Raw genomic sequence first — 23,726 nt, 5'->3', positions numbered from 1 at the left:
GCTCTGCCAATCCCTGAGCTATCGCGCTCCACGGCGCCCCATCCTCCGACCGCATGCGCTCGATCTCAGGCATAACCTGGCGGATCTCCGCCGTGATTGTCGTCGGACGCGCAGCGGCGGCGCCCTTTGCCAGGCGCCTCACATCATTCCGTAACCTGGCTCGATCGATTGTCATAGCCGGTCATCTACGCGACCCAGCTGAAGACTTATTTGCATAAGCCATTAAAAACTGCCGGTACTGCCGGTCCTGCCAAATACTGCAAAAATACTGCTAAAAAACTTCGTAAAATTAGACACACACCTCACGCACTAAAGTTGCCAAGCGCCCGGCTTTCGCTGGCATAGCGATCGAGGTCGCCATATCTGGGCACCTTCTCATTCTCGGTGCCCCATGGCCGCTCCAAGTTCGCGATCGCTGACCCTCTCTCTACCAGAGGACCTCTACGAAACCCTCTCGACGGCCTCCTCCGCCCGAGGATGGTCGATCGACTCGCTTGCCGTGGAGGCTATCAAAGAAGCTCTCGAGGGGGCGATCCGTTACCGCGTGCTCGTCGAACGAATGTCCATCGTCGATGAGGCGATCCTCGATATAGCCGTCCTAGTCGGAGAGACCGCAGCGGCGGCCGACGCCATGACTGGCGGCGCGGATATGGCGTCCCTCTGCCTTTACCGACCGCCAGGCCGGCCGTGACCGCAAATCTCGCCAAGATCGGATTTGGGAGGGATGGCGGCGCCTACTACGTCAACGATCCCGACCGCGAAGCATCGGCGTTTCGTGATGACTACTATACGCGCGATGGCGGTGGCGTGTGGAAAAGCACCGGCAACACGATCGTGCGGGACAGCACGGCCGTCAGCCGAGAGACTTTTCAGGATCTTTGCGCCGGCATCGACCCGCGGACCGGAAAACGAGCCGTGCGTGGTGCCGGAGAGGGCCATCGTGCTGGATGGGACTTGGTGTTCGCTTGCCCGAAGTCTATATCGCTCCTTTGGGCGACCGCGTCATCCAACCAGCGACGCTTGTTGGAGCAGATCCAGCGGGAAGCCGCCGACGAGGCCATAAAGCTTCTGCAAAAGGAGCTTCTGCTTGAGGTGAGATCGGGTGCCGGGGGCGTTTGGAAGAACCGCCCGTCGGACGTTATCATCGGACAATTCCAGCACTATACCTCGCGCGAGGGCGACCCGCATCTGCATGTACACAACGTAATTATGAACGTCGCTGGGTGTGCGGACAAGAAATGCAGAACGTTGGAACCCAAACGGCTCTACGACGGCCAACTCTTGGTGGGCGCGGCCTTCAGGTCGGCATTAGGCCAGAGGCTTGTCGCGGAAGGTTTCCACTTGCGCCCTGCTGGGCGGGACCAGTTTGAACTTGCAGGTTTTCCCGAGGCGTGTCTTTCGGCTTTTTCAAAACGCTCCGAGCAGATCGAAGAGGTCGCAGACCGAAAAGCCTCCGCTGCCCAAAAGCAGCTGGCTGCGCTCCAGACACGTCAGAGCAAAGCCGACCTACCGACCGGCGAAGTTTTGCAGCAACGCTGGCACGACGAACTAGAGCGATTTGGGATCGACCCTTGGACGGTCGCAAACGCGCCGCCCCCTTCACATCTCATTATTGAGGGCGAGCTCGATCGAATTGAGACCTTTGACCAACCCGAAATTGAAGGCTCAAGTCCTGTCGCCCTGGCAGCCTCCAGGCTCTTCCGAACCCAAAGCGTAATCACTCGCACGGAGCTTCTTACCACAGCCTTTTCTGAGGCAAGCTTACGGGGCGTCGGTATCGACGCGGTCTATGCTGAGCTTGAACGACTCGAGGAAGGCGGAAAGCTCACCAGGCTGGAGGACGAGATGCTGGGTCGGTTGCCCGTCCGCGAGCTCGGCGCTTTCTGGACCACGCCAAACATTGCGGCATGCGAAGCAACCATGCTTAGGTCGGCTGCTCGTTCGTCGGAACGAACGTGGATTACGTCAGACGCCTTAAAAGCGGCTTTGCTCGCGGCCCCTCACCTTTCCGTCGAGCAAAGGGATGCGGTTTTTTTTGCAGCAAGCACCGACGGCGTATCCATCATCGAAGCCGGTGCCGGCACCGGAAAAACCACGCTTGCTCGTGCCTTGACGGAGGCGGCTCGGGGATCGGGCCTTCGCATTCTCGCCCTCGCACCGAGCTGGGTCGCCGCCGATGAAATTGGCGCTTCGATCGGCGTCGAATCGCTTGCCATAGCGAAATGGCGTCACGATCAAGAGCGCCATGTTGGGGCAGCTCTGGACGAGAAAACTATAATCCTGGTTGACGAGGCCGGCATGGTCGGCACGATGGACATGTCAGCAGTCCTTGCTGCAGCGGTCGAACGGGGGAGCAAGGTTGTTCTCCTCGGCGACCGCCGCCAACTTCAATCGGTTGCGGGGGCCAACGCTCTGGCCGCGTTGAGTGATCTACTGGAGCGCCAGGCCTCCTTGTCGACCGTGCGCAGACAGATCGTGCCGTGGCAGCGCGCCGCATCGACCATCATGGCTCGGGGCGATTGTGAGACTGGCCTTCGAACTTATGCTCTCAACGACCGGGTCGATCTCGTCGACGGAGAGGCTGCCGCTCGCGCCAAGGTCATTGCGACATGGACCGGCCACCGCACAGACTATGGCGAAGACGCTTTGATTGTGACTCGTCGAAATTCCGACGCGGCGCTCCTCAATCGAGAAGCCCGCGAGGTTCTGCGGGCCGAAGGGCGTCTAACCTCGGACGACATCATCGTTTCGTCCATCGATCGCGAAAAGAAACACCGCGAGCTTCAGCTCGCCGTCGGTGATCGCGTGCGGTTTGGAGAGACCTTATCCGCCTTCCGTATCCGTAACGGCACTCGCGCGACAGTGTCAGCGATCGTCAACAACGGGTCGGCCTCGCCGACGGTTGCTTTTACTCTTGAAGACGGGCGGTCCGTCGCCGATCGGTGGGATGCGTTTTCACGAAAGCGTGTCGGCCGAGCACCCACATCACCCCGCATATCTCACGGTTATGCCGGCACAGCTTACGCCGCGCAAGGACGCACCGTGAGTGCCGCCGTCATGTATGTCTGCCAACCGACAGACGCCCGCGAACTCTATGTTGGCCTTACACGACATATACATGACGCGCGCTTGATCGTGGAGCGAACGCGGCTCGATGCAGCCGTCCGAACGAGGCAAGCCGATCCTCGCCTTATGCCGAGTAGAATTGCGATACTGGAGCGGCTGTTCACGGAGGCGCAGCTCTACGCCGAAAAGCACAACGTCATCGATTTTGTCGAGGACCGAGCCGCCTTCATGAAAAGCGGGCTTTTTCCGACGATTCATGCCACATCGGTCCTCAACTTTGCAAAAGCCGTAAGAAGCATCCGGCGTGCGATTAACATCCAAAACAAGTTCGGCGATCGAAGTGCCACGTTGGGTATTTTCGAGATGCTGCATCGCAGACTTCAGACAATCGTCCGGCCTCTCGAAACCCGAATCAGGGCACTACTCGGCAAGCCGGTGATCGAGATCAAGCGTTCGCCATCCCCGTCACCGAGCGTTCCGCATTACGATCGTCAAGCTCCCTGATGTGTATTTTTGGAACACCCAACCACGAAAGATGTACATTATCAATCATTCATCCAACGACGTCGGCCATCATGCCGGTTTGCGGGGCGAGATCCACAATGGTTACCCATTCCACCGTGGGCGAGCAAAGCTGGTCCATCAACTGGTTGTCGAAACTGGCCTCGCAAAGGCGGAAGAGATTGTGCAAGCGGGGTTAACGGTTGGGATATTGATACTGACATGAAGGAAATCGGTACGAAATCACCGCGCGCTATCGTGACGAACGTCAATTCGAAATTCTTGTCGTAGCCCTGTTCGATGAAGCCTCAAGCAGCGGCTGGTCGTTCACCTGGCTGGTTCAAGGCGGCATCCCACAAAATCAGTCCCCTGGGAGCTTTACCTAACGGGTTCGCACCATCTTGCACTGAAGCTGTGGCTTTAAGCACGAACCTTGTAAACATTTGAGTGCAGCTTCAGAGTCTGGCGTCTAAGCTGATTCACGGTAATTACCCCCTTGTCGAATCGAGAGGGCGCTGATTCATTCGCCCATGGGCGATTGGATCTTGAGAGTCTGAGCAAGGAAGAACTGATCGAGCCGGTTCTGCGGCTGCAGCGTCCGGGCCGGACCTCACGCACTTCGCCGAAGCCGCCCGCGAGCGACCACAAGGCGCGTCGCGAGAAAGCGAAGCCCGGCGGAGCCAAGCCTGCTAATCAAAACCGCCTTAATTTTCCAGGAACGAATACATTATTTTTCCGCCTTACCTCTATACCAGAGGCGACTGCTGTCTCATGTTTCTTAAACGCCCTTATTCTGAGATGTTGTCTGAAGATTTTTGATAAAATCATCAAAAACATGATTTTTAAATGCAGACCTTTATTGAGATAATTCGGAGGTGCGGCGCTCCATGCGAGCTCTAGGGCCGGCGCAGTTTTTGGCGTTAGGGTGACAAATTCACCGCTCGCAAGTCGATCGCTCATTCTCCGTCCAAGTTCCGCGCGCATAGGCACTGGGTTTCCTCCGCCAAACTCGATCCATCCAACATTACATGCTAACGTCATGTCGTGGCCGTCGGCGAGTCTTTTAATAACTTCCCGCTCGAACCCACTCTTAGACAAGTAAACGAAGGCTAGAGCACCTTCTAAATGATGTATTCTATTAAATTCCTTTATATTCTTAATTGGATAGCTTTTTCTCTCCCCATAAACGTATAGTTGCCCTATAACCATAAATCCATAGGATCCAAATTCATTTATAATCGAGAGTGCGCTGGTATCATCGAAATCATCGGTAATATTTGACAAAACAAACGCTCCATATGTTCCAGTGCAACCTATCAAATATGTCTTAAATTATATCTAGACACGCTGATGCAATTTTACCAAAAATGGTAAGGTACGGTTTGTATCCCTGTTGCGAGTCTTGACGAGGAACTCCTTGTAGATTCCCGCTTGCAGCGTGGTCGGCGCCCAGGGATAAAAATACTAAGTCTGCTGAGTAGCCGCCGAAACACACGTCTGTCACTGGACCCGTTTGACGCGCGACGCCTGTCATTCGCTTTTCGGCACAGACTTCTATATCTTCTTTCTCAAGGCACATGATAATACGCGGAAGACTCACAGATAAGACTCGCCCGTGACGACGGCCCATAATTATATGGCCGCTTTCATGAATTACCGTGCTGGCCTTTACGTTTCCTTCGAGCGCAATTTTTTGCTCAGATCGAGACTCCGCAAATAACGATTCGATCATTATAGAGTCCCAAACGCGAAACCTGCCTTTGCCACCTCGCACTTGCAAGTGAGTATGCGCGAAATCCAAATATCAGTCAGATTAAACTTACGTTAATTGGATATGAGATGCTTTCCCTAGCAGCGGGCTGAGTGGGGCAACAGTGTAACTTCGTTCATCGTTAGCGAGGAACAAGACGCGGTGCGGTCGAGCCATGTCGCAGGGCGTATTTTGCATGAACGATCCTTGACGGACCGAAGATACGGCAGCAAGGACATTATCCCCTCCCCTTTCTGCCATATTGGTTCAAAAACCACACATATCGTTTGAAGCGGTTGCCAAGCCCGCTTGGGTTAAGACCTTTGCTGGGATCGGCCGACGCGCAACGTCGACAGGCTGTCCGCGCGAGCTGCCGCCAGTGGCATTCAGCTATTCCGTGAAGGCTAATGAACTGCTGCTTACCACTGGCATGCACAAACGCCCCGGACGGCTAGCGGCCATGACATGCATGAAGCAGCCGGTCAGCTTTGCGCCTGAAGCGGAAGCTCGCGGACTGCCTAAAAGCAGACGTTCGGCTCTGCGCCCAAGCCGGTCATCCCCGGTATCCTGTGGTGCGCCCGCAAGCAGACGTTCGACAAGGGAGTAGGCTGGAAAAATCGCCAACGGGATGATCTGGTGGAAGACACTTGTCAAGAATGATCCTATCGATCGTCGGTGTCTGCTCTCGCATTAGCAGGACCCGTCAAAATGTCAGCAATGGTTTTCTCAAACCAAAGCCTATGGTCAGGATCTGGGGCTGCCGCAACGCCTGGATTTGATCTCGCTCCTTGATAGGGTGCTAGGCTTGTATCATGCGCGAAGGCTCCATAAGCAAAAACAGTCACGAACATAACGGCTAAAATAAAACGCATGTGACTCCTCCGAGATCGCTAGATCGGTCCGGCCGACGCATCTCTACAAGCCGGCAGCATCGCGTCCGAGACATGGCGCAATCCGCTATGGCATGATGTGATCGATGATTGATGCACATAGCTCTCTTATTTCCGCTTGCGTCAAAGTACGCGGATGCCCGAGACCTTTCTCGGCAAGTTTCTTGACCCTCGCCGAATGCAACTTTGTTTCGCCGATAAAGCGCTCGGCTAATTCGTATGAGGATAATCCAGATATATCGTGCTGCATGACAGCGCCTTGCTTATACGGGTTAATTAGCAGTCAAAGCCGGCTGCTAATTGATTACGTTACTTCGGTTCTAATTGGATCCATCCAACATAACGACGTCACCGTGGCCGCCTGAGAAATGCAACTCGCCGTCCTTGTCGATGACAAGTTTCGCATCGCCTCCCGCAACGCGGCTATAGCCGAAGGCTTCATCACGAAAACCGCAATTCGCAGGGCAGTTAAGCTCAGCGGCCTTGCCAGCCATGATATCTTGCGGCGTTTCTCCGATTCCACTATTCACCGTAAGCGTGTGCGTACGGCTGTCTTGATTGGTGATCGTGACCGCGGCAAATGCCGGGCTTACCAGAAATAGGGCGGCACAAAATGTGCCAAAACCAATATTTGCATGCATTGCACGTTTCCTCAGCCGAATTTATATTTTATATAAGGTCTCGATCGGCGCGAATCCTGTTACTTAGATAGGTATCGATTATAACGAATACCAATAATGTGGCCGCGAATTAATGCTGTTGTGGCGCTTGCGGGCAGTCCGATGCTCGCCGTGGATCGCCAACAAGGCTTAATTTGCTGCGCGTCGTTGAAACCCGTCCATAATCGTTTGCGCGATCGAGTCGTAGTCATGGCCGAAATGATGGCCGCCAGCCGTTTTCACGAGTTCCACATGGTCTGCGTCGAGCAGCGGGCACGCAGACTCGGACTCCTCGGCGCCGTAAAAGCACTGGATTAATCCGGCCGGCATGCTGGCAAGTGCTGGAGCCACAGGTATCGCAGCATCGCTCGGCGGCGCACCAAGCCAGCCCGTCACCGTGATTTCCCAATCGGCTTTAGACTCTAGACCCAACAAGGACACCATTGTGACCTTGGCGCGGAGAGTCGGTGCCAGACGATCGTAGAGAAACGGCAGAACGTCGGCACCGAAGGAATATCCGATCAAAGCGATCTTGTCGGCTTTCCATTTGGTCGAGTATTCTTCAAGGACTGCCGCGAGATCGGCGGCGGTCTGAGCCGGTGTCTTCACCCGCCAAAAGTATCGCAGGCTGTCCCAGCCGACGACGGGCACGCCCATGGACTGGATCCTGTCTGCCAATCGCTTATCGAGATCGCGCCACCCGCCGTCTCCGGACAGCACGACAGCCATCATCCGCGATGGTGCGTCGACGGGCAGTGGGATGATCGGGAGCGCCGAGACGTCTTTCGAGGCGATCGTGGCCAAGCGTGGTTCAATGAGAGAAACGAGCGTCGACGCGGCGTCGGTCCCGGATATGCCGCGCGTTTCAAGCGGCGTTCCGTCAACCCTTAGCGCTTCTACGCGAGCCCGACCGGCGTCCTCCGCATTGGTATCGAACGCAACGGTCCAGAACCCGTGAAGGTCGCGCGAAGGGCTCGGCATGTAACGACCACGGAGGTCGGCTTTCGACGTCTGGTCCGGGCATATTGGAAACGGGACCGACAAACCTGGTGTCGGATCCAGGGAGATCGCGCCGGCAAACGTGTTCGCTGGCGCCTGGGCCAGCGTGGCGTAGGCAAGGACTCCGCCTTCGCCCACGCCCGCCAAGATCGGGAAGACGTAGTCGATCGACGGATGAAGCCGTTGTAACTGACGGCTGAGAACCTCGGCGTCACCGAAAAATGACGCGCATTTCGTCGCCGCCGACGTGCTCTCGCGGTTCGATAGTCTCGCAAGATACACTTTTGTGTCGACGCCGACAGCAAGCGCGCCCTTGGCGGCGAGACTTGTCAGAATGCGGTCATCGTCCGGTTTCCAACCTTCTTTGTCTGAAAACAGGACGACATAACCCTTCATCGAACTATCGGGTAAGGCGAGTTGAACCGGACCAAAGAGGCCGCCGTCTACGACATCCGCATGCGCTTGCGTCGCCAGAAGAAAGGTGGCGAGCGATACCAGAACACGAAGTCTCATCAGGGTTCACTCCGATGTCGATCCAATCGTGAGCGCCACTACGTCGGCCAGTGCGAACACGGGCCCGAAGGCCCCAGACACCGCGAGATAGCGAGGCTCCCACGTGGGATCGAACTTACCCTTGAAGGTGCGGACACCCTGAAAATTGTAGAGCATGTTCCCATGCCGCCAAATGAGGTTGCCAAGCCGCGACCAGTCCGACTTCGCGACGGCCGGCGAGAGGCCGCTTAAGGGGGCCATACCGAGACTGAACACCTGAACCCCCGAACCTTTGAGCGCCAGGATCGCGCTCAGGAAAAGGAATTCCATCGTATACGATGAGGTGTCCTGAATGTGGCGCATTAGTCCGACGGTTGCTTCCTGTCCGGTGTCGGTGGTCATCACGGTCATGAAAGCGACCGGCTTGCCATTCTGTCGGACCATGGCGATCGACTGGGCCGCGACGAAGGCGGGTTCGAACGAGGCCACGGAAAACCCTTTTTCGCGGGCGCCCCTGACTTTCAGCCATTCTGCCGAGATCGCTTGCAGGATCGGGGCTTCGGCCCTCGTGTCCTCGGACGAGAGCAATTCGAAGGTCAGCCCTTCCCGTTCGCTTCGCTTCAACGTGTACCGCAGGTTAGACCGGCGCGAGCCCTGCAAGGTAAAGGATTGCAGCGGGATCATCGCCTCTTCGCCGATCTTTATGATACGGAGCCCGGCATCGATGTAGAGCGGAAGGCTGTCCGGACGCACTTGATAGAAGGCCGCGCGTCCGCCGTGCTCTGCGGCCCGTTCGACGAAACGCCAGATCAATTCGGTCCATTCGGTACGGGGCCCTACGGGATCGAGCAAGGCCACCCAGCTTCTTCCGCGCTTGGCGAACATCAGGAAGGCGTTGCCGGAGTCGGAAAACAAGACGCTTTTGTCGCCCATGAGCACAAGCGAGGCGTCACTTCGGTTCTGGCGTGAGACGATTGCCGCGGCCCGATCGAGGTCGAGGGAAAGCGGCGGTAGAGCCGACCCCTTCGCGACCCGTAGAAGATGCATCAGGCCGAAAACAACGGTCGCGATACAAACGCCAAGGACAGCTCTGAGCGATCGAGGCGCCTGGGCTTCGACTTCGACCTGCCACCAAAGCTCCTGGGCGAATCGGACATTTTGAAAGGCGAAGATCATGATCCAGCACGACGCAGCCAGCACCGCTCCGACCGCGATGAACCACCACGCCGTGAAAGACTGAGCGATCAGGGACGCCCGCCGCGGAAACTGCCGGCGCGTCATGATCAGGAACACGAAAAGCGCCGCCAAAACCGAGGCCTCGCCGTAGGCAAGGCCCTTCGCCAGGGACAGGCCAAACGCGGCGACCGTCAGAACCACGGCCAGCCACCAGGCACCGTCAAGCCGATGAAACAGACCGCGAGCGAGAAACAGCAACAACAGCCCGACGAGGCTCCCGAGAAAATGTGAGGTTTCGATCATCCATAGCGGCAGATGCAGTGCCAGGATCGCCAGACGGCTGTTGAAGGCTGGCGTGGCGCCAGAGGCGACGAGCATGACGCCTGCCGCAAACGTCAGAACCGCAAGAAAAGTTGGGATGAGGCGGGTCGCAGAATTAATGAGACGGCGACCGCTCTCGCTTGATTCCCGGCCAGCTAGACGGCGCAACTCGTAAACCGCCAACAGGCCCGTCGAGGCAAACAGAGGTAGGATGAAGTAAACGCCGCGGAAGGCGAGGAGCGCGGCAGCCGTAAGATCAGAGGGAACCTGGCGGTGGAGAGCGGCAAGGACCACGGCTTCGAAGACGCCAAGCCCGCCAGGGACGTGACTGATCACGCCAATGGCAATCGCAGCGACGAAAATCGGCAGGAACGTCCCGAAACCGACCGCCCCGACCGGCAGGAGAACCCAAAGAGCCGCAGCGGCCGCGATAAGATCGACGACTGTCAGCGCGATTTGCGCGGCCAGCGGTATGAGACCGGGGAAATCCATAGTTATGCCGCGCACCCCGATCGAGCGCCCACGGCAGACGGCCGTCAGCGCTGCGAGCAGAACGAGTAGGAGCAGCGATGCGATGCGGATGAGGTTCGCTGACCAATGGACCAGGATCGCGACAGCCGGGGCTTCGAAGAGGGCGGCCACCGCGCCGCTGACCGCTAGCCCCAGCCCGAAGCCCGCCGCGATGAAGAAAACGATGCGGGCAACTGCGTCCGGACGGATCCCGACGGCGCCGTAGATTCGATAGCGAACCGCGGCGCCAGTCAGGCCGCCGAGTCCAACGGCATTGCTCAAAGCCGTCCCGCAAAAGCCGGCAAGGACGATGGCCGATCGTGGCGCAACGCTCTTCGCGAAGCGCAAGGCTCCGACGTCACGTCCGACGAGGCTGATAAAGCTGACAGCCGTCGCGAAGATCGACAGCAGAATCGCGCTCCCCGTCGTATGACGGAGCGCCTGAATGAGAGCATGATAATCAAGGCTTCGCGTGACCTCACGGCCGACGGCAACAACAAGGGCGACGCCCGCCGTGAAGAAGATGACGTCGACCGCACGGCGTCTTATGCCGCGTGCGGGTATCGGATCAGACAACGTCCAGGACCTTCGTGGTTCGTCTTATGATGGAGAGGCTAGCGGGCAAGGTATTCCGCCAAGCGGCTGTTCGGCTTTCATGGCGTTGCACGCATCCTGGCTATGCCCGCCATCATCGATGGTCGGCGCGCGTCGCGTAGCCGTTGAAGTTGCAAGCGATCCCATGGAAATAGCCACAACTTGTTTCGTTAAGGACAACCACCTTGTTGCTCTTCGCGTAAGTCATTCGGACGGAACACATCGTCTGCCCCGCATATTCAGGAACCGACCGCAGCGTGATTTCCTGCTTGCCTGTTACCGTCCCCTGTCCAACGATGCGTCCGGCGCATTCCGGAGTCGAAACCGACATGTCGATATGGAAGCTGCGCCCGTCGGGCTGGACGATGACGATCTCGGCGTCCGAACCTGTGCGTTGGAACGTACCGCTCAAGCTGCGAGCCGTGGCCTGCGCCGCCATCGGGCTCGTGAGGGCTAAAACAACTGTGGCATAAATCGTGGATTTCACGGGGTGACCTCTTTTCGAGGCACCCTAAGTTTAATGTAAGCTCCAAGGCAAGAGACCGGCCCAAGCCGGTCCCCCATGCTGATCGTTGTAGGCGCCGGCCAGGTTCCGGACGAAGGGCGATTGCGCTCAATTGCCCTCGTCGCTTTTACGGCCTCTCGCTCGGGCCCTTATTTTGGCTTCGATGCCGAGGCCTGCGACTGCGCCTTCGGGACACTGGCGACATCCGCGACGTCGTACCGCTCGCTGTTCGTTACCTTTCGAAGCAGTTGACTGCCTTCGTAATATTTGCCTTCGTTGATGAGGCTCGCCGCCTGATGCACATCATCGATGGTCTGATTGACGGGAACGACGGCAACCGTAATCGCGACGTCTGTATCTGCAAGCTTCAGCTTTTCTACCGCTGAAGCGCGATCACCGGACCGCAGACTATTGTTGGCGTCAGCGACTGCAGCCGCCTTCGAAGGAGTTGCCGAAAAGTCTTCGTCAATGCTCATCGCGGCATCGACTGGAAGCCAGGCCACGGCCTTGTTCATTGGCGCTTGATTGGGCTGGGCTTTGTCCGAGCCCGTTTTCGCCGCGTCGGTATTTGCCGCCGTCATACCCTTTGCGGCACCGCTCGATTTGAGGTCGACCTCCGCTTTGGTAAATACTGCGTTGTCGGTTTTTGCCTTCGTGAACGCGCTATCAGCATCAGCCACGTATTTCTTGGCTGCTTCGATGCGCCCATCGAAGATTGCCAGACGGGCCAAACCGACATCCTGAAAGGCACGCGCGCCGTCCGTCGAAAGCTTACCGAAATCCTGATCGGCGGAGATTTGCTGCTGGTTCGGCTTTTGGACGTCCGGAGACGGCTGGGTCGCGGCCATCACTGCCCCATAAGACAGGATGCCGCCGCTCAATATTGTCGCGATTAGAAGCTTGTTCTGAGCCATGATTGACCTCATTCGTCTCGATGACGAAGGCACCATTCTAAGGTTTGTGTCCGCATCGAGTACTAGCGATAACCAGAGCAGTCCCGCAACGTTGCGTTAAATATTGTTCATATATTGTGAGCGCCGTATCTTAATTCTGCAACTTTTGCGTCAAATTTCGGAATTACCCAATGACCGGATAAAGGAGAGGCTCTTGTCTAAAGAGTAGATCGCCCGTTTGTGCTGACGTCTGACGGACACTGTCGAGAGACAGTCAAAACATGGGCGCCGAGGCGCCGATCCGGGGGTTACCGTTCGAAGGCTTCGAGCGCACCGGATTGGCGTCGGGGATAAGATAAGCGCGCAGCTGGCCTGCCCCCTTTGAAGCGGTCCTCCCAGAAGTATGGCATTATGCCACGAGGAGGATCGATAATGCCGAAGAAGAGACACTAGCCGGAAGAGATTTTCGCGAAGTTACGGCAGTTCGATGTGTTGGTCTCACAAAGTAGGCCCGTTGCCGAGGCGGTCCGCTCGACGCGGTGAAGGAGGTCACGTCAGGATTATGACGGCCTGAAGGGCGACCAGGTTTAAACGGCTGAAGGATCTCGAAGCTGAGAACAACCGGCTCCGTCGGGCTGTTTAGGATTTGACGCTTGAAAAGCTGATCCTGAAGCAAGCCGCTCGGGAAACTTCTGAGCCCGCCCGTCGTCGCGCTTACATCGGCAATGTCGTCGCCAAGCACGGCGTCTCGGAGCGAGTTGCATGCCGGGTTCTCGGCCAGCACCTCTCTACGCAACGCAAGATCCCAAAGACTCGTGACAAAAGACGGCGCTTACCGCCGATATCATTGCGCTCGCCCTCCAACACGGCCGCTATGGCTATCGCCGCATCACGGCGATGCTGCGTTGTGCCGGCTGGATGGTGAACCGCAAGCGGATTGCACGGATCTGGTGGCGGGAGGGGCAGAAGGTCCCGCTGAAGCGCCTAGCGTCGCATCAGTCGAGCTAGCTTGAACAAGCGGCACTGGCGGCCTTCATCTGCTTCGTCCGGAAAGCTGTCAGGCTGCTTTCGGCCAAAACCTGCGGATCGTTCGAGCTATCTTCTGGTGCCCAGATCTTCCAAAAACCCGGATCGGACAAGCGCCACTCGCTTTCGTATATGCATCACAAAGTGCATAACATGCCGCTAAGGTCAGAGTCTAAGACGTTGAATTTGCTAGTTTAAACGACGTGGGAATGCCATCCTGCCCGGCCCACCAGTTGAAGATCAACTGGCCACCTATCAGTCCAGACTATATAGTTCTTCCCTGAGTACGGCGCCGTGAGAAGGGAGCTGTGGCTCGATCTGAGACCCAGGGCAAAAGATGGATCTTAGCCGCCTTCAAATGGCTGGTGACGATTGGAACTCGCATGATTTCCAACATCATACTTTTAAGTGCGACAGGATCGCAGTAAACTTCTTCCGTCACTGTCGCTCCAGAATGTCCGAGCATATCGCCGCGTATCTCCGCAGAGACGCCAAACCTTTTCAGGTTGTTTCCAAACGTTTTACGAAGAGAATGGATCGCTTTCTTGCGAGTGCTGGCGTCGGGTATGGCAATAGCTAAGCCACGAGAAAACTCATCGTAGAGTCGGTCTCCCATTGGGGAAGACGAGGTCGGTGATTTTAGGTCCGGGAATAAGAGCCCGTATCCCAATGCTCGAATGGCGTCGACGTAGTCAAAGAATCCAAGACGGACAATTTCTGGGTGAAGCGCAATGAAGCGCTTTGACTGTGAATTCTTGATCCTCCGTTCTTTGTTGGCGGCGATCTGCATAAAAGGCAATCGCTTACCGCCAGGAGTTGAATCGAGCCAGCCGACCTCATCGACAGTGAGGCCACAAACTTCTTCACGTCGAGCTCCGGTGTAGTAAAGAAGGATGATTGCGAAATACAACGCGCGATGAAAGACCAACGGGCCTTTCAGGAACGCACTTTCGCCTTTCCAGCCCGCGCAGCCCGTAAAACACGGCAGTTCGAAAATCGCCGCCAATTCATGGTCGTCGATAATGGCTCTCTTGTCGCGAGCCCGCCCTGTCGTCCTGACGCGTAGAAGCGTGAGATCGATGTCGCGGTCGACCTGCAAACCGCGGCTTCGCATGAACGGCAGAAGCTGGCCTAGGAATGTTAAATGCCGATTGAGGGTTTCGGGCGCCAGTCCGCGCTCTGAAGGCGGCTTGGCCGCGCCTACAGCTCGCAGCTGCGCGGTCGTGCGAAATTGGTCCTGTGGACTTTTACCATACGACTTCGCCACGTTGGCGAGAAGATCGTCAAGGTCGGCGAAATGGCTTTGACGAAGATCACCGATTTCGAATACGCCTTGCTCGCTTAAGACTTTGGCTAAAAGGGCATAGATTTGCCCTGCCTGCCTCTGCGTTTTGACGTCCCAGATTTTCGCGTTTTTCGCGATGAGTTTTGCCCCGAGCACGACGACTGGATGCTCTTCCGAACGAACGACTTCTGCTGCTTTTCGAGACGGCTTTTTGTCGCCTGCGCGCACGCCCGAAGCTCCGCGAGGAAACTCGACATCCAGGCCGGCTCGTTCCTTAGGTACAGACGTATTGCTCCCTGCAGGTTGTACAATCGTACCTTGCACGTCCCGCGTGGCTGGCTGGCGATGTAGGTTGGCGTGGTGCTCGTTGATTGAAGATGGCGCCAATTTGATTTCGCGCTGTTCTGCAATCCTGTCTCGCAAAATCAGGTCGATGCCAAGCGCGTCTTCGGACCGGACCCCGTCATATCGTCGCGCAGCTGCAAAATTGGCCGCCGAAAGCGCGCGAAAAATCGCTTGTTGAGACAACGCAAAATTCATCGGCGTCGAAGCGCCGCCGACCTCGTTGATTGCTGCTTCGAGCCGTGACGGTCGTTCACAAGCCATATCGTTCTTGCGCATCGCGTCGAGCATGAGATCGACCTCGGCAATCGAGCGATCGTCAACGCCGCTCTCTGCCATCTGAGCTCGGGCGCAGTCGTCGACATGTGCCGTAGCGCCTCGCGTCTCCAGGAGACGGTAAACCCAAGCCATAACTTGATCACTGCGTCTGCTGTCCTCCGCGTCAAAGTCAGGTGCTACGCGCTCGCGCGCTACCACCGCTTCGAGCTTATCGAGGTGGCGGGTGAACGCCGATCGGAAGATCGTCTGAAGCTGAGAATGATCGAGGCGTTGGTCCATGACATCCACAAAGAGGCGGTCGGCGAGCGCGGTAATCTGGCCAGCCAGAAACCGCGCTCGGCGCGGATCGCGTGTTCGCAACCCAAAGAGGAGCGTGCCAGATCGCGGCGATTCGGCAAGGGCCGATGGCAGGCGGCGACGCCAATAATAGACGGCGCCGCGTCGGATGACATGGGGTATGGCTGGCACGCGCGGATCCCTTGGTGTCACAGCCATGTGTCACAGGGATGTGGAAACGCGCCCCAGCTAAGGCGATTTCACAGCGATTGCAGTAGGTTAGGTATGTCTGGCTGGGGCGGGAGGATTCGAACCTCCGCATGGCGGAATCAAAATCCGCTGCCTTACCGCTTGGCGACGCCCCATCGGTCCAGGCGAACGAGCGTCTGGGCGGGCGGACCTTATGCCGGGGATAGAAGGACTGCAACCAGGGCCGCAGCACATCCCGGGTTTTTGGCCGCGCGGCGCCGTCCGGCGCGGGCGGCTGGTGGCGGCGAGGGCCAAGGCCTGAAACCCTGCGCAGGCTCCGAACGCGACGAGATCCGCCCGTCCGAGCCGACGCCACCAAGATATCGGCGGCCTCGCCACCGCGGCGCGCTTGCATCGCTGCGCGCCGCCCGTCATTCTGCCGGGATGAGCAGCCCCTTGGAACAGACGGCGCACGAGGCACTGCGCGACAGCGGCGCGCTGAAGAACCTCAATCAGCGGTCGCTCGACATTTTCAAGCGCATCGTCGAGTCCTACCTCGCCACCGGCGAACCGGTCGGCTCGCGCAACCTGTCGCTGCTGCTGCCCACGCCGCTGTCGCCGGCCTCGATCCGCAACGTCATGCAGGCGCTGGAGGACATCGGGCTGATCTTTGCCCCGCACACCAGCGCCGGGCGGCTGCCGACGGAACTCGGCCTGCGTTTCTTCGTCGATGCTTTGCTCGAAATCGGCGACATCGATACCGACGAGCGGGCGCAGATCGAGAAGCAGATCGGCGGCAGCCCCAACCGCAGCTTTGAGGCGATCCTCACCGACGCCACCGCCATGCTGTCGGGCATGAGTCTGGGCGCCGGCGTGGTGGTGACGCACAAGGACAATGGGCGGCTGAAGCAGATCGAATTCGTCCGCCTGGAGCCGGAGCGCGCGCTCGCCATTCTGGTCGCCGAGGACGGGTCGGTGGAAAACCGTATCCTGCCGATTCCGCGCGGCCTGCCCGCCTCGGCCCTGGTCGAGGCCGGCAACTATCTCAACGCCCGGATCCGCGGGCGGACGCTCGCCGAAGTGCGCTTCGACATCGAGGCCTCGCGCCGTGCCGCCGAGGCCGAGCTCGACGAACTCACCGCCCGCCTCGTGGATGCCGGGCTGGCGAGCTGGGCCGATGGGCTCGGGCCGACGCAGCAGCTGATCGTGCGCGGCCAGGCCAACCTGCTCAACAATCTTACCGCGCTCGACGACCTCGAGCGTATCCGCCTGCTGTTCGCCGATCTCGAGACGAAGAAGGACGTGATGGACCTGCTCGGCCGCGCCGAAAGCGGCGAAGGCGTGCGCATTTTCATCGGCTCGGAAAACAAGCTGTTCTCGCTATCGGGGTCGTCGATGATCGCGGCCCCGTTCCGCGACGGGCAGCAACGGATCATCGGCGTGCTCGGCGTCATCGGGCCGACGCGGCTGAATTACGCGCGCATCGTTCCGATGGTCGATTACACGTCGAAGCTGATCGCGCGGCTCGCCCCGCGAGGCTGAGATTAAAGCGTTATTGCCGCCCGGCCGTTTCGACGGAAGCGGGCGCAGCGATCTTGGCCCATGCGGCAAGCTTGCGCCGGATCGGCGACGGCCAGAGGCTGACAATGGGGAAGACAGCGATCTTACCCTCACCTGGATAGTCGGCGACGAAGACGCTACGGCCCGAGAGGTCAACGACGATCAGGGCTTGATGCCCCGCATTATGCGGCTGAAATCCTTCCGCAATCAAAAATCGGCCCTCAATGAGCGCGTTGGGATCGGCATCGCCGACAGCGGGCAGGATTTCCGGCTTGGCTGATCCCGTCAACCTATCGAAATCGTTCGAAAACGCCTCGTTGCGGAACAACTCAATCGGTTTGCCTTGGCCAACATGCGCGCGAAGGTTCTGGTATGTGGTTCCCGGTTCCGGCGCGTAGGTCAGATCCGCCACCTTGTGAAGACCCGTCCGCGGGGTAAAATTCCACAGATCGCCGCTGTAGCCCAGCCCGGGATCCTGCTGCACGAGAAGAGCCTCTGGACCTGCGTCGGCCGATTGCACATAGTATTTCGGAGTCGTCCAGCAGCTGTTATTCTCGACCATTCCGGCATCGGCAACGGAACGAGCGTCACCGGCGATGAACAATGTCGCACCCGCCATGCAGGACGCGCCGCTGGTATCGGCATAGACGATCGCAACGGGAACGCCACCAATCGAATGCCTGAGCTTGACGTCATAGCGGTTGGCACCGTCGAACAGGATCTTGCCATCCATCAGGAGACGCGGTTGCGCGTCATCGGACCGGACTTCCTCGATCAGATGCGGGCCGACCAAAAACCGCAACGGCGCATCCGTTGCGGCACTGACGCCGGATGATGCCAGAATCGAGATAAGAACATAGGGGAGGAGCATGCGGGGCATCGGTTCACCCAAATAAAGGCGCGACGCCATCACTGGTCGCGCTGAAAATCGACGACATCAAAAAACAAGAGGCGGGCGATCGGCTCGATCGCCCAAAGAGTTTGTTACCCATCAATCTTCGACGTATTCGTCGCCGGGGATCCAGCCGAACGTCAGCTTGGCGTTGGGCACGGTTTTGGAAAATCCAATGATGTCACAGGACGACTTGCTCCACCTCGGAGCCGGGCCCTTCAGATCTGCGGTGCTCTCGTCGATGAAGGTACCCTTATACGAAACCATATAGGGCACGGGCGTGCAGCCGACCTTGAAGGCATAGGCCATGCCCGTCGTTTCGGTCTTCGAGAACACGCCGCGAAACAGCACGTCGCCGGGACGCACGGCCTTGGCCATCGCGGGCTTCGGCTTCGCGTAGACGATGAGACCTGCCTTCTCGAACACAAGAACATCCGATCCGTTGTGATCTTTCCGGATGCCGCTCTCGCCGCGGTAGACGCCCACTGTAGCGACCTGCCCGCGGTATCCATTGCCGCGGAAATCGACGGTAACATGGTCCCTGACGGTGGGTTCGCGGCCAGTGACGGCCGCGAACCGCGCTCGTGCCGCCGCATAGAAGGCCGACGTATCGGCGGCGCTGCTGGCCGTGACGCCGGGGCCCGACGACCCGGAAACGGAAGCTTCAGCCGCGGTCGCGGCTGAAGCGGGAAGGAGGCTCGCGTAAACGACGAGCACGGTGCCGATCATCACGAGAAACAGCACGCCGCCCAGCGTATTCCAGACGTAATGGAAGGCTGTTCGTTCCCGATAGGAGTCGGTGTAGCGCTCGTGATCCTTGATATCGATCTCGGACATGCGCGTTGCCTCAATAGCCGCCGGCGGCGGCTGCAAGAGCGCCAAGAGCGAGGCCGCCGAACACGGCACCCGCGACCGCACCACCGTCGCCGTAACCATCATAGCCGGGGTAGTAGCCGTAGCCGTAACCGCGGCCATAGTGGCGGTAGCCACCGCGATAGCCGCCATAACGCGCGCCACCGAAACGACCGCCGCCAAAGCGTCCCCCGCCGAAATGGCCGCCACCACCGAAGTGACCACCACCGCCAAAGTGCCCCCCACCGCCATGGCCGCCACCGAAACCGCGGGCTGAAACCTCACCCGACCCGGTCGCCAAAGCAAGCGCCACGAGTCCGACTGCAATCATTTTTTTCATCAACATGTTGATCTCTTTCAATGCATTTGCGACACGCCAACACTGGCTGACGCATCGTAATGAGTGCCTATACAAATAACTCAAATTCGCCACATTTCGGCCTTGAGCATACTTAACAAAATGATTGGTTTACAGTATATGAAGACGCCATCATTTGATAAGGCGCCAGCTGTTGCAATAAAGATCGGCGACCAAGCGCATAGGGAAAGCAGCGAGGCAGTAGACCGTGTTCCGGCACAGCGCCTTCGCTGAACGGGACGCGCCGCAGAGAGAGGGCAGCGTGCGGAACGCCGTGGGCGGTCGAACGTTTTGCATGAACTCATAAGTCGGGGCGCGACGGGCATGCGCTGAGAGGAGAGGTCGCTATGCGGGCAAGTCTTTTCGGATCTCTTGTCGCTGCCGCCATTCTCTCCTCTATCGCCGTGGTCTCGCAGGGACAGCCCGGCTTCGCCCAGACGGCGCAGCCGGAGGCCACCCCACCCTCCGCCGAGAAGCCGTCCGGCCGCGTCGGCTCGCTCAGTCCCGACGAGGCGCGTCGCGCGGCTCGAGCCCGCGCCCGTGGCGCCGCGGCGGCTGCGGCGAAGGCCGCCCCCGCAGCGCCAGCGACCGACACCGCATCGCGCCAGAGCGCGCCGCCGCAAAAAACCGATGTTGCGGCGCATCCCGACGTCGTCGTCCGCCACACGCAAGCCGCCGCGACGCCGCTGAAAGAGGTCGCCCCAGCGCGTCGCACCAGGCAGGCGTCTTCGACATCTGGTCCCCATGTTCGCAACAGGGCAGTTCCGCATTATGCCGCTCGCGACGTAGGCGCGACCCACGAACCCCGGATCGGCGACAGAGTCCCGGCGCGCGTGCCGCTTTTCCCCGTCGCCTCGGGATACGGATCCGCGCCAGTCTATCGCGAGAGCGCGATGGAGCCGTCGCCGGGCGTCAGGCTCTACGCGCCCTATCCGATGTATCGGCCGGGGTTTCCGCCCTATCCCTACGCCGGCAACTGAGCTGAACTCGGACTGGCGCTGCGCGCCCTACAGCCGAAGCTCGTCGATATGGGCGACGCTGAAATCGACGAAAGCGCGGACGCGGGGTGGCACGTGGCTGCGCCCGGCATGGACGACATAGAGCGCCTTCTCGTCGGCGACGAAGGACGGCAGACAGGAAATGAGACGGCCATTGGCGAGATCGTCGCTGACGTCCCAGCGCAGCTTTTGCGCGATGCCAAGGCCGGCCAAGGCCCAGCTCAGCACCACATTGCTGTTGGTCGTCGACAAAGTGCCATGGACATGCAGCTCGCGGCGGCGGCCCGCATCGTTGAAGGCCCAGTGGTCGAAAACCCGCCGCCCGCGCACCAGGCGAATGCAGTCGTGCCTCAGCAGATCGTCGGGCACCTCCGGCATCCCGTGGCGCGCAAGGTAATCCGGCGCCGCGCAAATCACGAGTTTTCGTGCCGGCGTCAGCTTGCGGGCGATGACGCTCGGCTCCGTCGGGCTGCCGACGGTGAAGGCGAGGTCGAGTTCGTCGTCCACCAGGTCCGGCTCCACGTCGGCGATGACGAGTTCGACGCTGACCTTGGGGTACTGCGCGACAAAAGCCGCGACCAGCGGGGCGATGCGCTGCCGGCCGGTCTGGGTGGGGGCGCCGATCCGCAGGTGGCCGCGCGGCACCGCGCCGCCGGTGCTGGCTTCGGCCTCGGCCTCGTCGAGATCGGTAAGGATGCGCAGCGAGCGCTCGAACAAGATGCCGCCTTCCTCGGTCAGCGCGAAACGGCGCGAATTGCGATCGACCAGGCGGACGCCGAGGCGGCTCTCCATGGCCGCCAGGCGGCGGCTCATCGCTGGCGGCGAGCTGTTCAGCCGCCGGGCCGCCTCGGACAGGCTGCCCGCTTGCACCAGCTTGGTGAACAGCCTGATATCGCTAACATCATCCGCCATAAGCATCCTTCCACTTAATGGAAAGACTTTGCCTGGGGCTCGTGCCGGGTGCAAGCCGTAGAGCCCTTGCCTCCGGGCGCAGATGGTTCTTCAATTCGGCAGCAAGACTCGGAGTGGCACGCCATCATTGCTGCAGCATGATGTCAGCAGAAGTAGAGACTTCGCCAACGGGGCCAAGATGATCACAGCCGAAACCATGACAACCCGCTCGCTCCCCGGTTCCGACGATGCGAGATGGGCCGCGCTCGCCACCCGCGACGAGGCGGCCGACGGCACCTTCGTGTTCTCCGTCAAGACCACGGGCGTGTACTGCCGCCCAAGCTGTTCCGCACGGACGGCACGGCGCGAGAACGTCGCCTTTCACGCGACCTGCGCCGACGCGGAACGCGCCGGGTTCCGGCCGTGCAAGCGGTGCCGACCGAACGAGGCCAGCCAGGCGGCGCGCCACGCGGCTGCGGTCGCGAGCGCCTGCCGGCTCATCGAGACGGCGGAGACGCTGCCGACCCTGGACCGGCTCGCTCAGGCGGCGGGGCTCAGCCCCCATCATTTCCATCGCGTCTTCAAACGGGCGACCGGCGTGACGCCGAAAGCCTACGGGAGCGCGCATCGCGCCGCGCGCCTGGCCGCGGCTCTACCGCGGGCACAAACCATCACGGCGGCGATCTATGACGCCGGCTACAACGCATCGAGCCGGTTCTACGAATCCTCGAACGACAGGCTCGGGATGACGCCGAAAACCTACCGTAACGGCGGCACTGGCCAAACAATCCGCTTCGCCATCGGCGCCTGCTCGCTCGGCGCGATCCTCGTCGCGGCGACCGACAAGGGCATCTGCGCGATCCTCATCGGCGACGATCCCGACGCGCTCGCGCGCGACCTGCAGGATCGCTTCGCCAAGGCCGAGCTGATCGGCGGGGACGCAGCATTCGAGGCGACGGTGGCGCAGGTCGTCGGCTTCGTCGAGGCGCCGCGCCTCGGCCTCGATCTGCCGCTCGATATCGGCGGCACCGCGTTCCAGCAGCGGGTATGGCAGGCGCTGCGTGCCATTCCAGTGGGAACGACGGCGAGCTACGCCGACGTCGCCCGCGCCATCGGCCTGCCCAGCGCGATGCGCGCGGTCGCCGGGGCCTGCGGCGCCAACCCGATCGCGGTGGCGGTCCCCTGTCACCGCGTGGTGCGCTCCGATGGCGGACTGTCGGGCTACCGCTGGGGCGTGGAGCGCAAGAGGACGCTGTTGGAGCGGGAAAAGGCGGGCAACTGACCATCAGCCTCATGGTGAGGAGGTCGCGAAGCCGCCGTCTCGAACCACGAGGCGGTTCCGCGATCGCGGCTTGCAAGTCCCTCGTGGTTGAGACGGCGGCCGCGCCGCCTTCTCAACCACGAGGGAATCGAAGAAGCCGCGAACTAAGCCGCCAGCTCCCGCATGACTTTCGTAAGATCGCTCTTGCCCTCGAACCCGATGCCCGGCAGTTCCGGCATGGTGATGCGGCTGTTTTCCACCCGCACGCCGTCGGGGAAGCCGCCGTAGGGCTGGAACAGGTCCGGGTAGCTCTCGTTGCCGCCGAGGCCGAGGCCGGCCGCGATGTTGAGTGACATCTGGTGGCCGCCATGCGGGATGCACCGGGACCACGACCAGCCCGCGACCTTCAGCACCTCCAGCGTGCGCTGGTACTCGCAGAGGCCGTAGGACAGCGCGCAGTCGAACTGCAGCCAGTCGCGATCCGACCGCATGCCGCCGTAGCGCAAAAGATTGCGGGCGTCCTGGTGACTGAACAGGTTTTCCCCCGTCGCCATCGGGCCGGGATAGAACTCGGCAAGTGCCGCCTGAAGCTGATAGTCCAAGGGATCGCCGACCTCCTCGTACCAGAACAGCGGATACTGCCGCAGCGCCTTGGCATAGGCGATACCGGTTTCGAGATCGAAGCGGCCGTTGGCATCCACCGCGAGCTGGTTGTCGCTACCAATTTCGGCCAACACCGCCTCGATGCGCCGGCAATCCTCGGACAAATCGGCGCCCCCGATCTTCATCTTCACGACTTTGTAGCCGCGATCGAGGTAGCCGCGCATTTCGGCGCGCAGCGCGGAATTGTCCTTGCCGGGATAGTAGTAGCCGCCGGCAGCATAGACGAAGACTTTTGGGTCGGCCTCGACGCCGTGACGCTCGGCGAGCAACCGGAACAGCGGCTTTTCCGCGATCTTGGCGACGGCGTCCCACACCGCCATATCGATCGTGCCGACCGCGACCGAGCGCTCGCCATGGCCGCCGGGCTTCTCGTTGCGCATCAGCGCCGCCCAGATGCGGTCGGGATCGAGATTGTCTTGACTGTCGTTCAGCAGGCTGGCGGGATCGGCCTCGAGCAGGCGCGGGGCAAAACGCTCGCGGATCAGGCCGCCCTGCCCG

At 59.9% G+C, this 23,726-nt stretch carries 17 protein-coding genes, 1 tRNA gene and 2 pseudogenes; 7 read left to right on the top strand and 13 right to left on the bottom strand.

What is annotated here, in order from left to right; translation table 11 throughout:
- The first annotated feature begins 391 nt into the window (after window positions 1–391).
- The 3 genes and pseudogenes from GSQ79_RS01210 to GSQ79_RS01200 all read left to right on the top strand — a co-directional run.
- A complete protein-coding gene (locus GSQ79_RS01210; RefSeq protein ID WP_158806915.1) occupies window positions 392–691 on the top strand; it encodes a hypothetical protein in 300 nt (99 codons plus the stop codon).
- A complete protein-coding gene (mobF, locus tag GSQ79_RS01205) occupies window positions 688–3,570 on the top strand; it encodes a MobF family relaxase (RefSeq protein ID WP_158806914.1) in 2,883 nt (960 codons plus the stop codon). The genes GSQ79_RS01210 and mobF overlap by 4 nt, the downstream gene beginning before the upstream one ends.
- Before the next feature lie 493 nt (window positions 3,571–4,063).
- Window positions 4,064–4,264, top strand: a pseudogene (locus tag GSQ79_RS01200) (hypothetical protein); the annotation flags it as partial.
- On the opposite strand, the gene GSQ79_RS28755 reads toward GSQ79_RS01200, so the two are convergent.
- From GSQ79_RS28755 to GSQ79_RS01175, 6 genes are all read right to left on the bottom strand, one after another.
- Window positions 4,261–4,851, bottom strand: a complete 591-nt coding sequence (locus GSQ79_RS28755) for a hypothetical protein (RefSeq protein ID WP_174243147.1) — start codon at window positions 4,849–4,851, stop codon at window positions 4,261–4,263. The pseudogene GSQ79_RS01200 and the gene GSQ79_RS28755 overlap by 4 nt on opposite strands.
- Window positions 4,852–6,527: 1,676 nt before the next feature.
- Entirely contained in the window at window positions 6,528–6,848 is a 321-nt protein-coding gene (locus tag GSQ79_RS01195; RefSeq protein ID WP_158806913.1) for a hypothetical protein, read from the bottom strand.
- A 168-nt stretch (window positions 6,849–7,016) separates the two neighbouring features.
- Entirely contained in the window at window positions 7,017–7,670 is a 654-nt protein-coding gene (locus GSQ79_RS01190) for a virulence factor family protein (RefSeq protein ID WP_158806912.1), read from the bottom strand.
- Between the two features lie 714 nt (window positions 7,671–8,384).
- Window positions 8,385–10,940, bottom strand: coding sequence for a bifunctional lysylphosphatidylglycerol flippase/synthetase MprF (gene mprF, locus GSQ79_RS01185; RefSeq protein WP_210252976.1), 2,556 nt, complete (start codon window positions 10,938–10,940; stop codon window positions 8,385–8,387).
- A 112-nt stretch (window positions 10,941–11,052) separates the two neighbouring features.
- Entirely contained in the window at window positions 11,053–11,445 is a 393-nt protein-coding gene (locus GSQ79_RS01180; RefSeq protein WP_158806911.1) for a hypothetical protein, read from the bottom strand.
- Between the two features lie 167 nt (window positions 11,446–11,612).
- On the bottom strand, window positions 11,613–12,377 hold the full coding sequence (locus tag GSQ79_RS01175; RefSeq protein WP_158806910.1) for a YfdX family protein: 765 nt from the start codon (window positions 12,375–12,377) through the stop codon (window positions 11,613–11,615).
- 441 nt (window positions 12,378–12,818) lie between these two features.
- On the opposite strand from GSQ79_RS01175, the pseudogene GSQ79_RS29240 reads away from it, so the two are divergent.
- A pseudogene (locus tag GSQ79_RS29240) lies at window positions 12,819–13,340 on the top strand (IS3 family transposase); the annotation flags it as partial.
- Between the two features lie 307 nt (window positions 13,341–13,647).
- On the opposite strand, the gene GSQ79_RS01165 reads toward GSQ79_RS29240, so the two are convergent.
- Window positions 13,648–15,756: a DUF6538 domain-containing protein gene (locus GSQ79_RS01165; protein WP_158806909.1), complete on the bottom strand. Its 2,109-nt coding sequence runs from the start codon at window positions 15,754–15,756 to the stop codon at window positions 13,648–13,650.
- 98 nt (window positions 15,757–15,854) lie between these two features.
- A tRNA-Gln gene (locus GSQ79_RS01160) sits at window positions 15,855–15,929 on the bottom strand.
- Between the two features lie 268 nt (window positions 15,930–16,197).
- Here GSQ79_RS01160 and hrcA point away from each other — a divergent pair.
- On the top strand, window positions 16,198–17,295 hold the full coding sequence (gene hrcA / locus GSQ79_RS01155) for a heat-inducible transcriptional repressor HrcA (protein WP_158806908.1): 1,098 nt from the start codon (window positions 16,198–16,200) through the stop codon (window positions 17,293–17,295).
- A 10-nt stretch (window positions 17,296–17,305) separates the two neighbouring features.
- On the opposite strand, the gene GSQ79_RS01150 is transcribed toward hrcA, so the two are convergent.
- The 3 genes from GSQ79_RS01150 to GSQ79_RS01140 form a co-directional block, all read right to left on the bottom strand.
- Window positions 17,306–18,184 carry a hypothetical protein gene (locus tag GSQ79_RS01150; RefSeq protein WP_158806907.1) on the bottom strand — a complete coding sequence of 293 codons (879 nt, stop codon included), beginning with the start codon at window positions 18,182–18,184 and terminating at the stop codon, window positions 17,306–17,308.
- 120 nt (window positions 18,185–18,304) lie between these two features.
- Window positions 18,305–19,042: a hypothetical protein gene (locus GSQ79_RS01145; protein WP_158806906.1), complete on the bottom strand. Its 738-nt coding sequence runs from the start codon at window positions 19,040–19,042 to the stop codon at window positions 18,305–18,307.
- Between the two features lie 10 nt (window positions 19,043–19,052).
- Entirely contained in the window at window positions 19,053–19,403 is a 351-nt protein-coding gene (locus GSQ79_RS01140; RefSeq protein ID WP_158806905.1) for a hypothetical protein, read from the bottom strand.
- Between the two features lie 359 nt (window positions 19,404–19,762).
- On the opposite strand from GSQ79_RS01140, the gene GSQ79_RS01135 reads away from it, so the two are divergent.
- Window positions 19,763–20,395, top strand: a complete 633-nt coding sequence (locus tag GSQ79_RS01135; protein ID WP_158806904.1) for a hypothetical protein — start codon at window positions 19,763–19,765, stop codon at window positions 20,393–20,395.
- 27 nt (window positions 20,396–20,422) lie between these two features.
- On the opposite strand, the gene GSQ79_RS01130 is transcribed toward GSQ79_RS01135, so the two are convergent.
- Entirely contained in the window at window positions 20,423–21,325 is a 903-nt protein-coding gene (locus GSQ79_RS01130; RefSeq protein ID WP_158806903.1) for a LysR family transcriptional regulator, read from the bottom strand.
- Between the two features lie 178 nt (window positions 21,326–21,503).
- Here GSQ79_RS01130 and ada point away from each other — a divergent pair, with 178 nt between their 5' ends.
- Entirely contained in the window at window positions 21,504–22,586 is a 1,083-nt protein-coding gene (gene ada, locus GSQ79_RS01125) for a bifunctional DNA-binding transcriptional regulator/O6-methylguanine-DNA methyltransferase Ada (RefSeq protein ID WP_158806902.1), read from the top strand.
- Between the two features lie 143 nt (window positions 22,587–22,729).
- Here ada and GSQ79_RS01120 read toward each other — a convergent pair.
- The coding region (locus tag GSQ79_RS01120) for a mandelate racemase/muconate lactonizing enzyme family protein (RefSeq protein WP_158806901.1) at window positions 22,730–23,726 on the bottom strand (997 nt) is incomplete at its 5' end.

The organism is Beijerinckia sp. L45, assembly GCF_009765775.1.
Lineage (GTDB): Bacteria > Pseudomonadota > Alphaproteobacteria > Rhizobiales > Beijerinckiaceae > RH-AL1.
This window is presented reverse-complemented; position numbering and strand designations above follow the sequence as displayed.

Bases quoted from the DNA above. Each gene is read 5' to 3' on its own strand.
- GSQ79_RS01210 (WP_158806915.1), top strand. From the start codon at position 392: ATGGCCGCTCCAAGTTCGCGATCGCTGACCCTCTCTCTACCAGAGGAC.
- GSQ79_RS01195 (WP_158806913.1), bottom strand. From the start codon at position 6,848: ATGCATGCAAATATTGGTTTTGGCACATTTTGTGCCGCCCTATTTCTG.
- GSQ79_RS01175 (WP_158806910.1), bottom strand. From the start codon at position 12,377: ATGGCTCAGAACAAGCTTCTAATCGCGACAATATTGAGCGGCGGCATC.
- hrcA (WP_158806908.1), top strand. From the start codon at position 16,198: ATGAGCAGCCCCTTGGAACAGACGGCGCACGAGGCACTGCGCGACAGC.
- GSQ79_RS01150 (WP_158806907.1), bottom strand. From the start codon at position 18,184: ATGCTCCTCCCCTATGTTCTTATCTCGATTCTGGCATCATCCGGCGTC.
- GSQ79_RS01145 (WP_158806906.1), bottom strand. From the start codon at position 19,042: ATGTCCGAGATCGATATCAAGGATCACGAGCGCTACACCGACTCCTAT.
- GSQ79_RS01140 (WP_158806905.1), bottom strand. From the start codon at position 19,403: ATGTTGATGAAAAAAATGATTGCAGTCGGACTCGTGGCGCTTGCTTTG.
- GSQ79_RS01135 (WP_158806904.1), top strand. From the start codon at position 19,763: ATGCGGGCAAGTCTTTTCGGATCTCTTGTCGCTGCCGCCATTCTCTCC.
- GSQ79_RS01130 (WP_158806903.1), bottom strand. From the start codon at position 21,325: ATGGCGGATGATGTTAGCGATATCAGGCTGTTCACCAAGCTGGTGCAA.
- ada (WP_158806902.1), top strand. From the start codon at position 21,504: ATGATCACAGCCGAAACCATGACAACCCGCTCGCTCCCCGGTTCCGAC.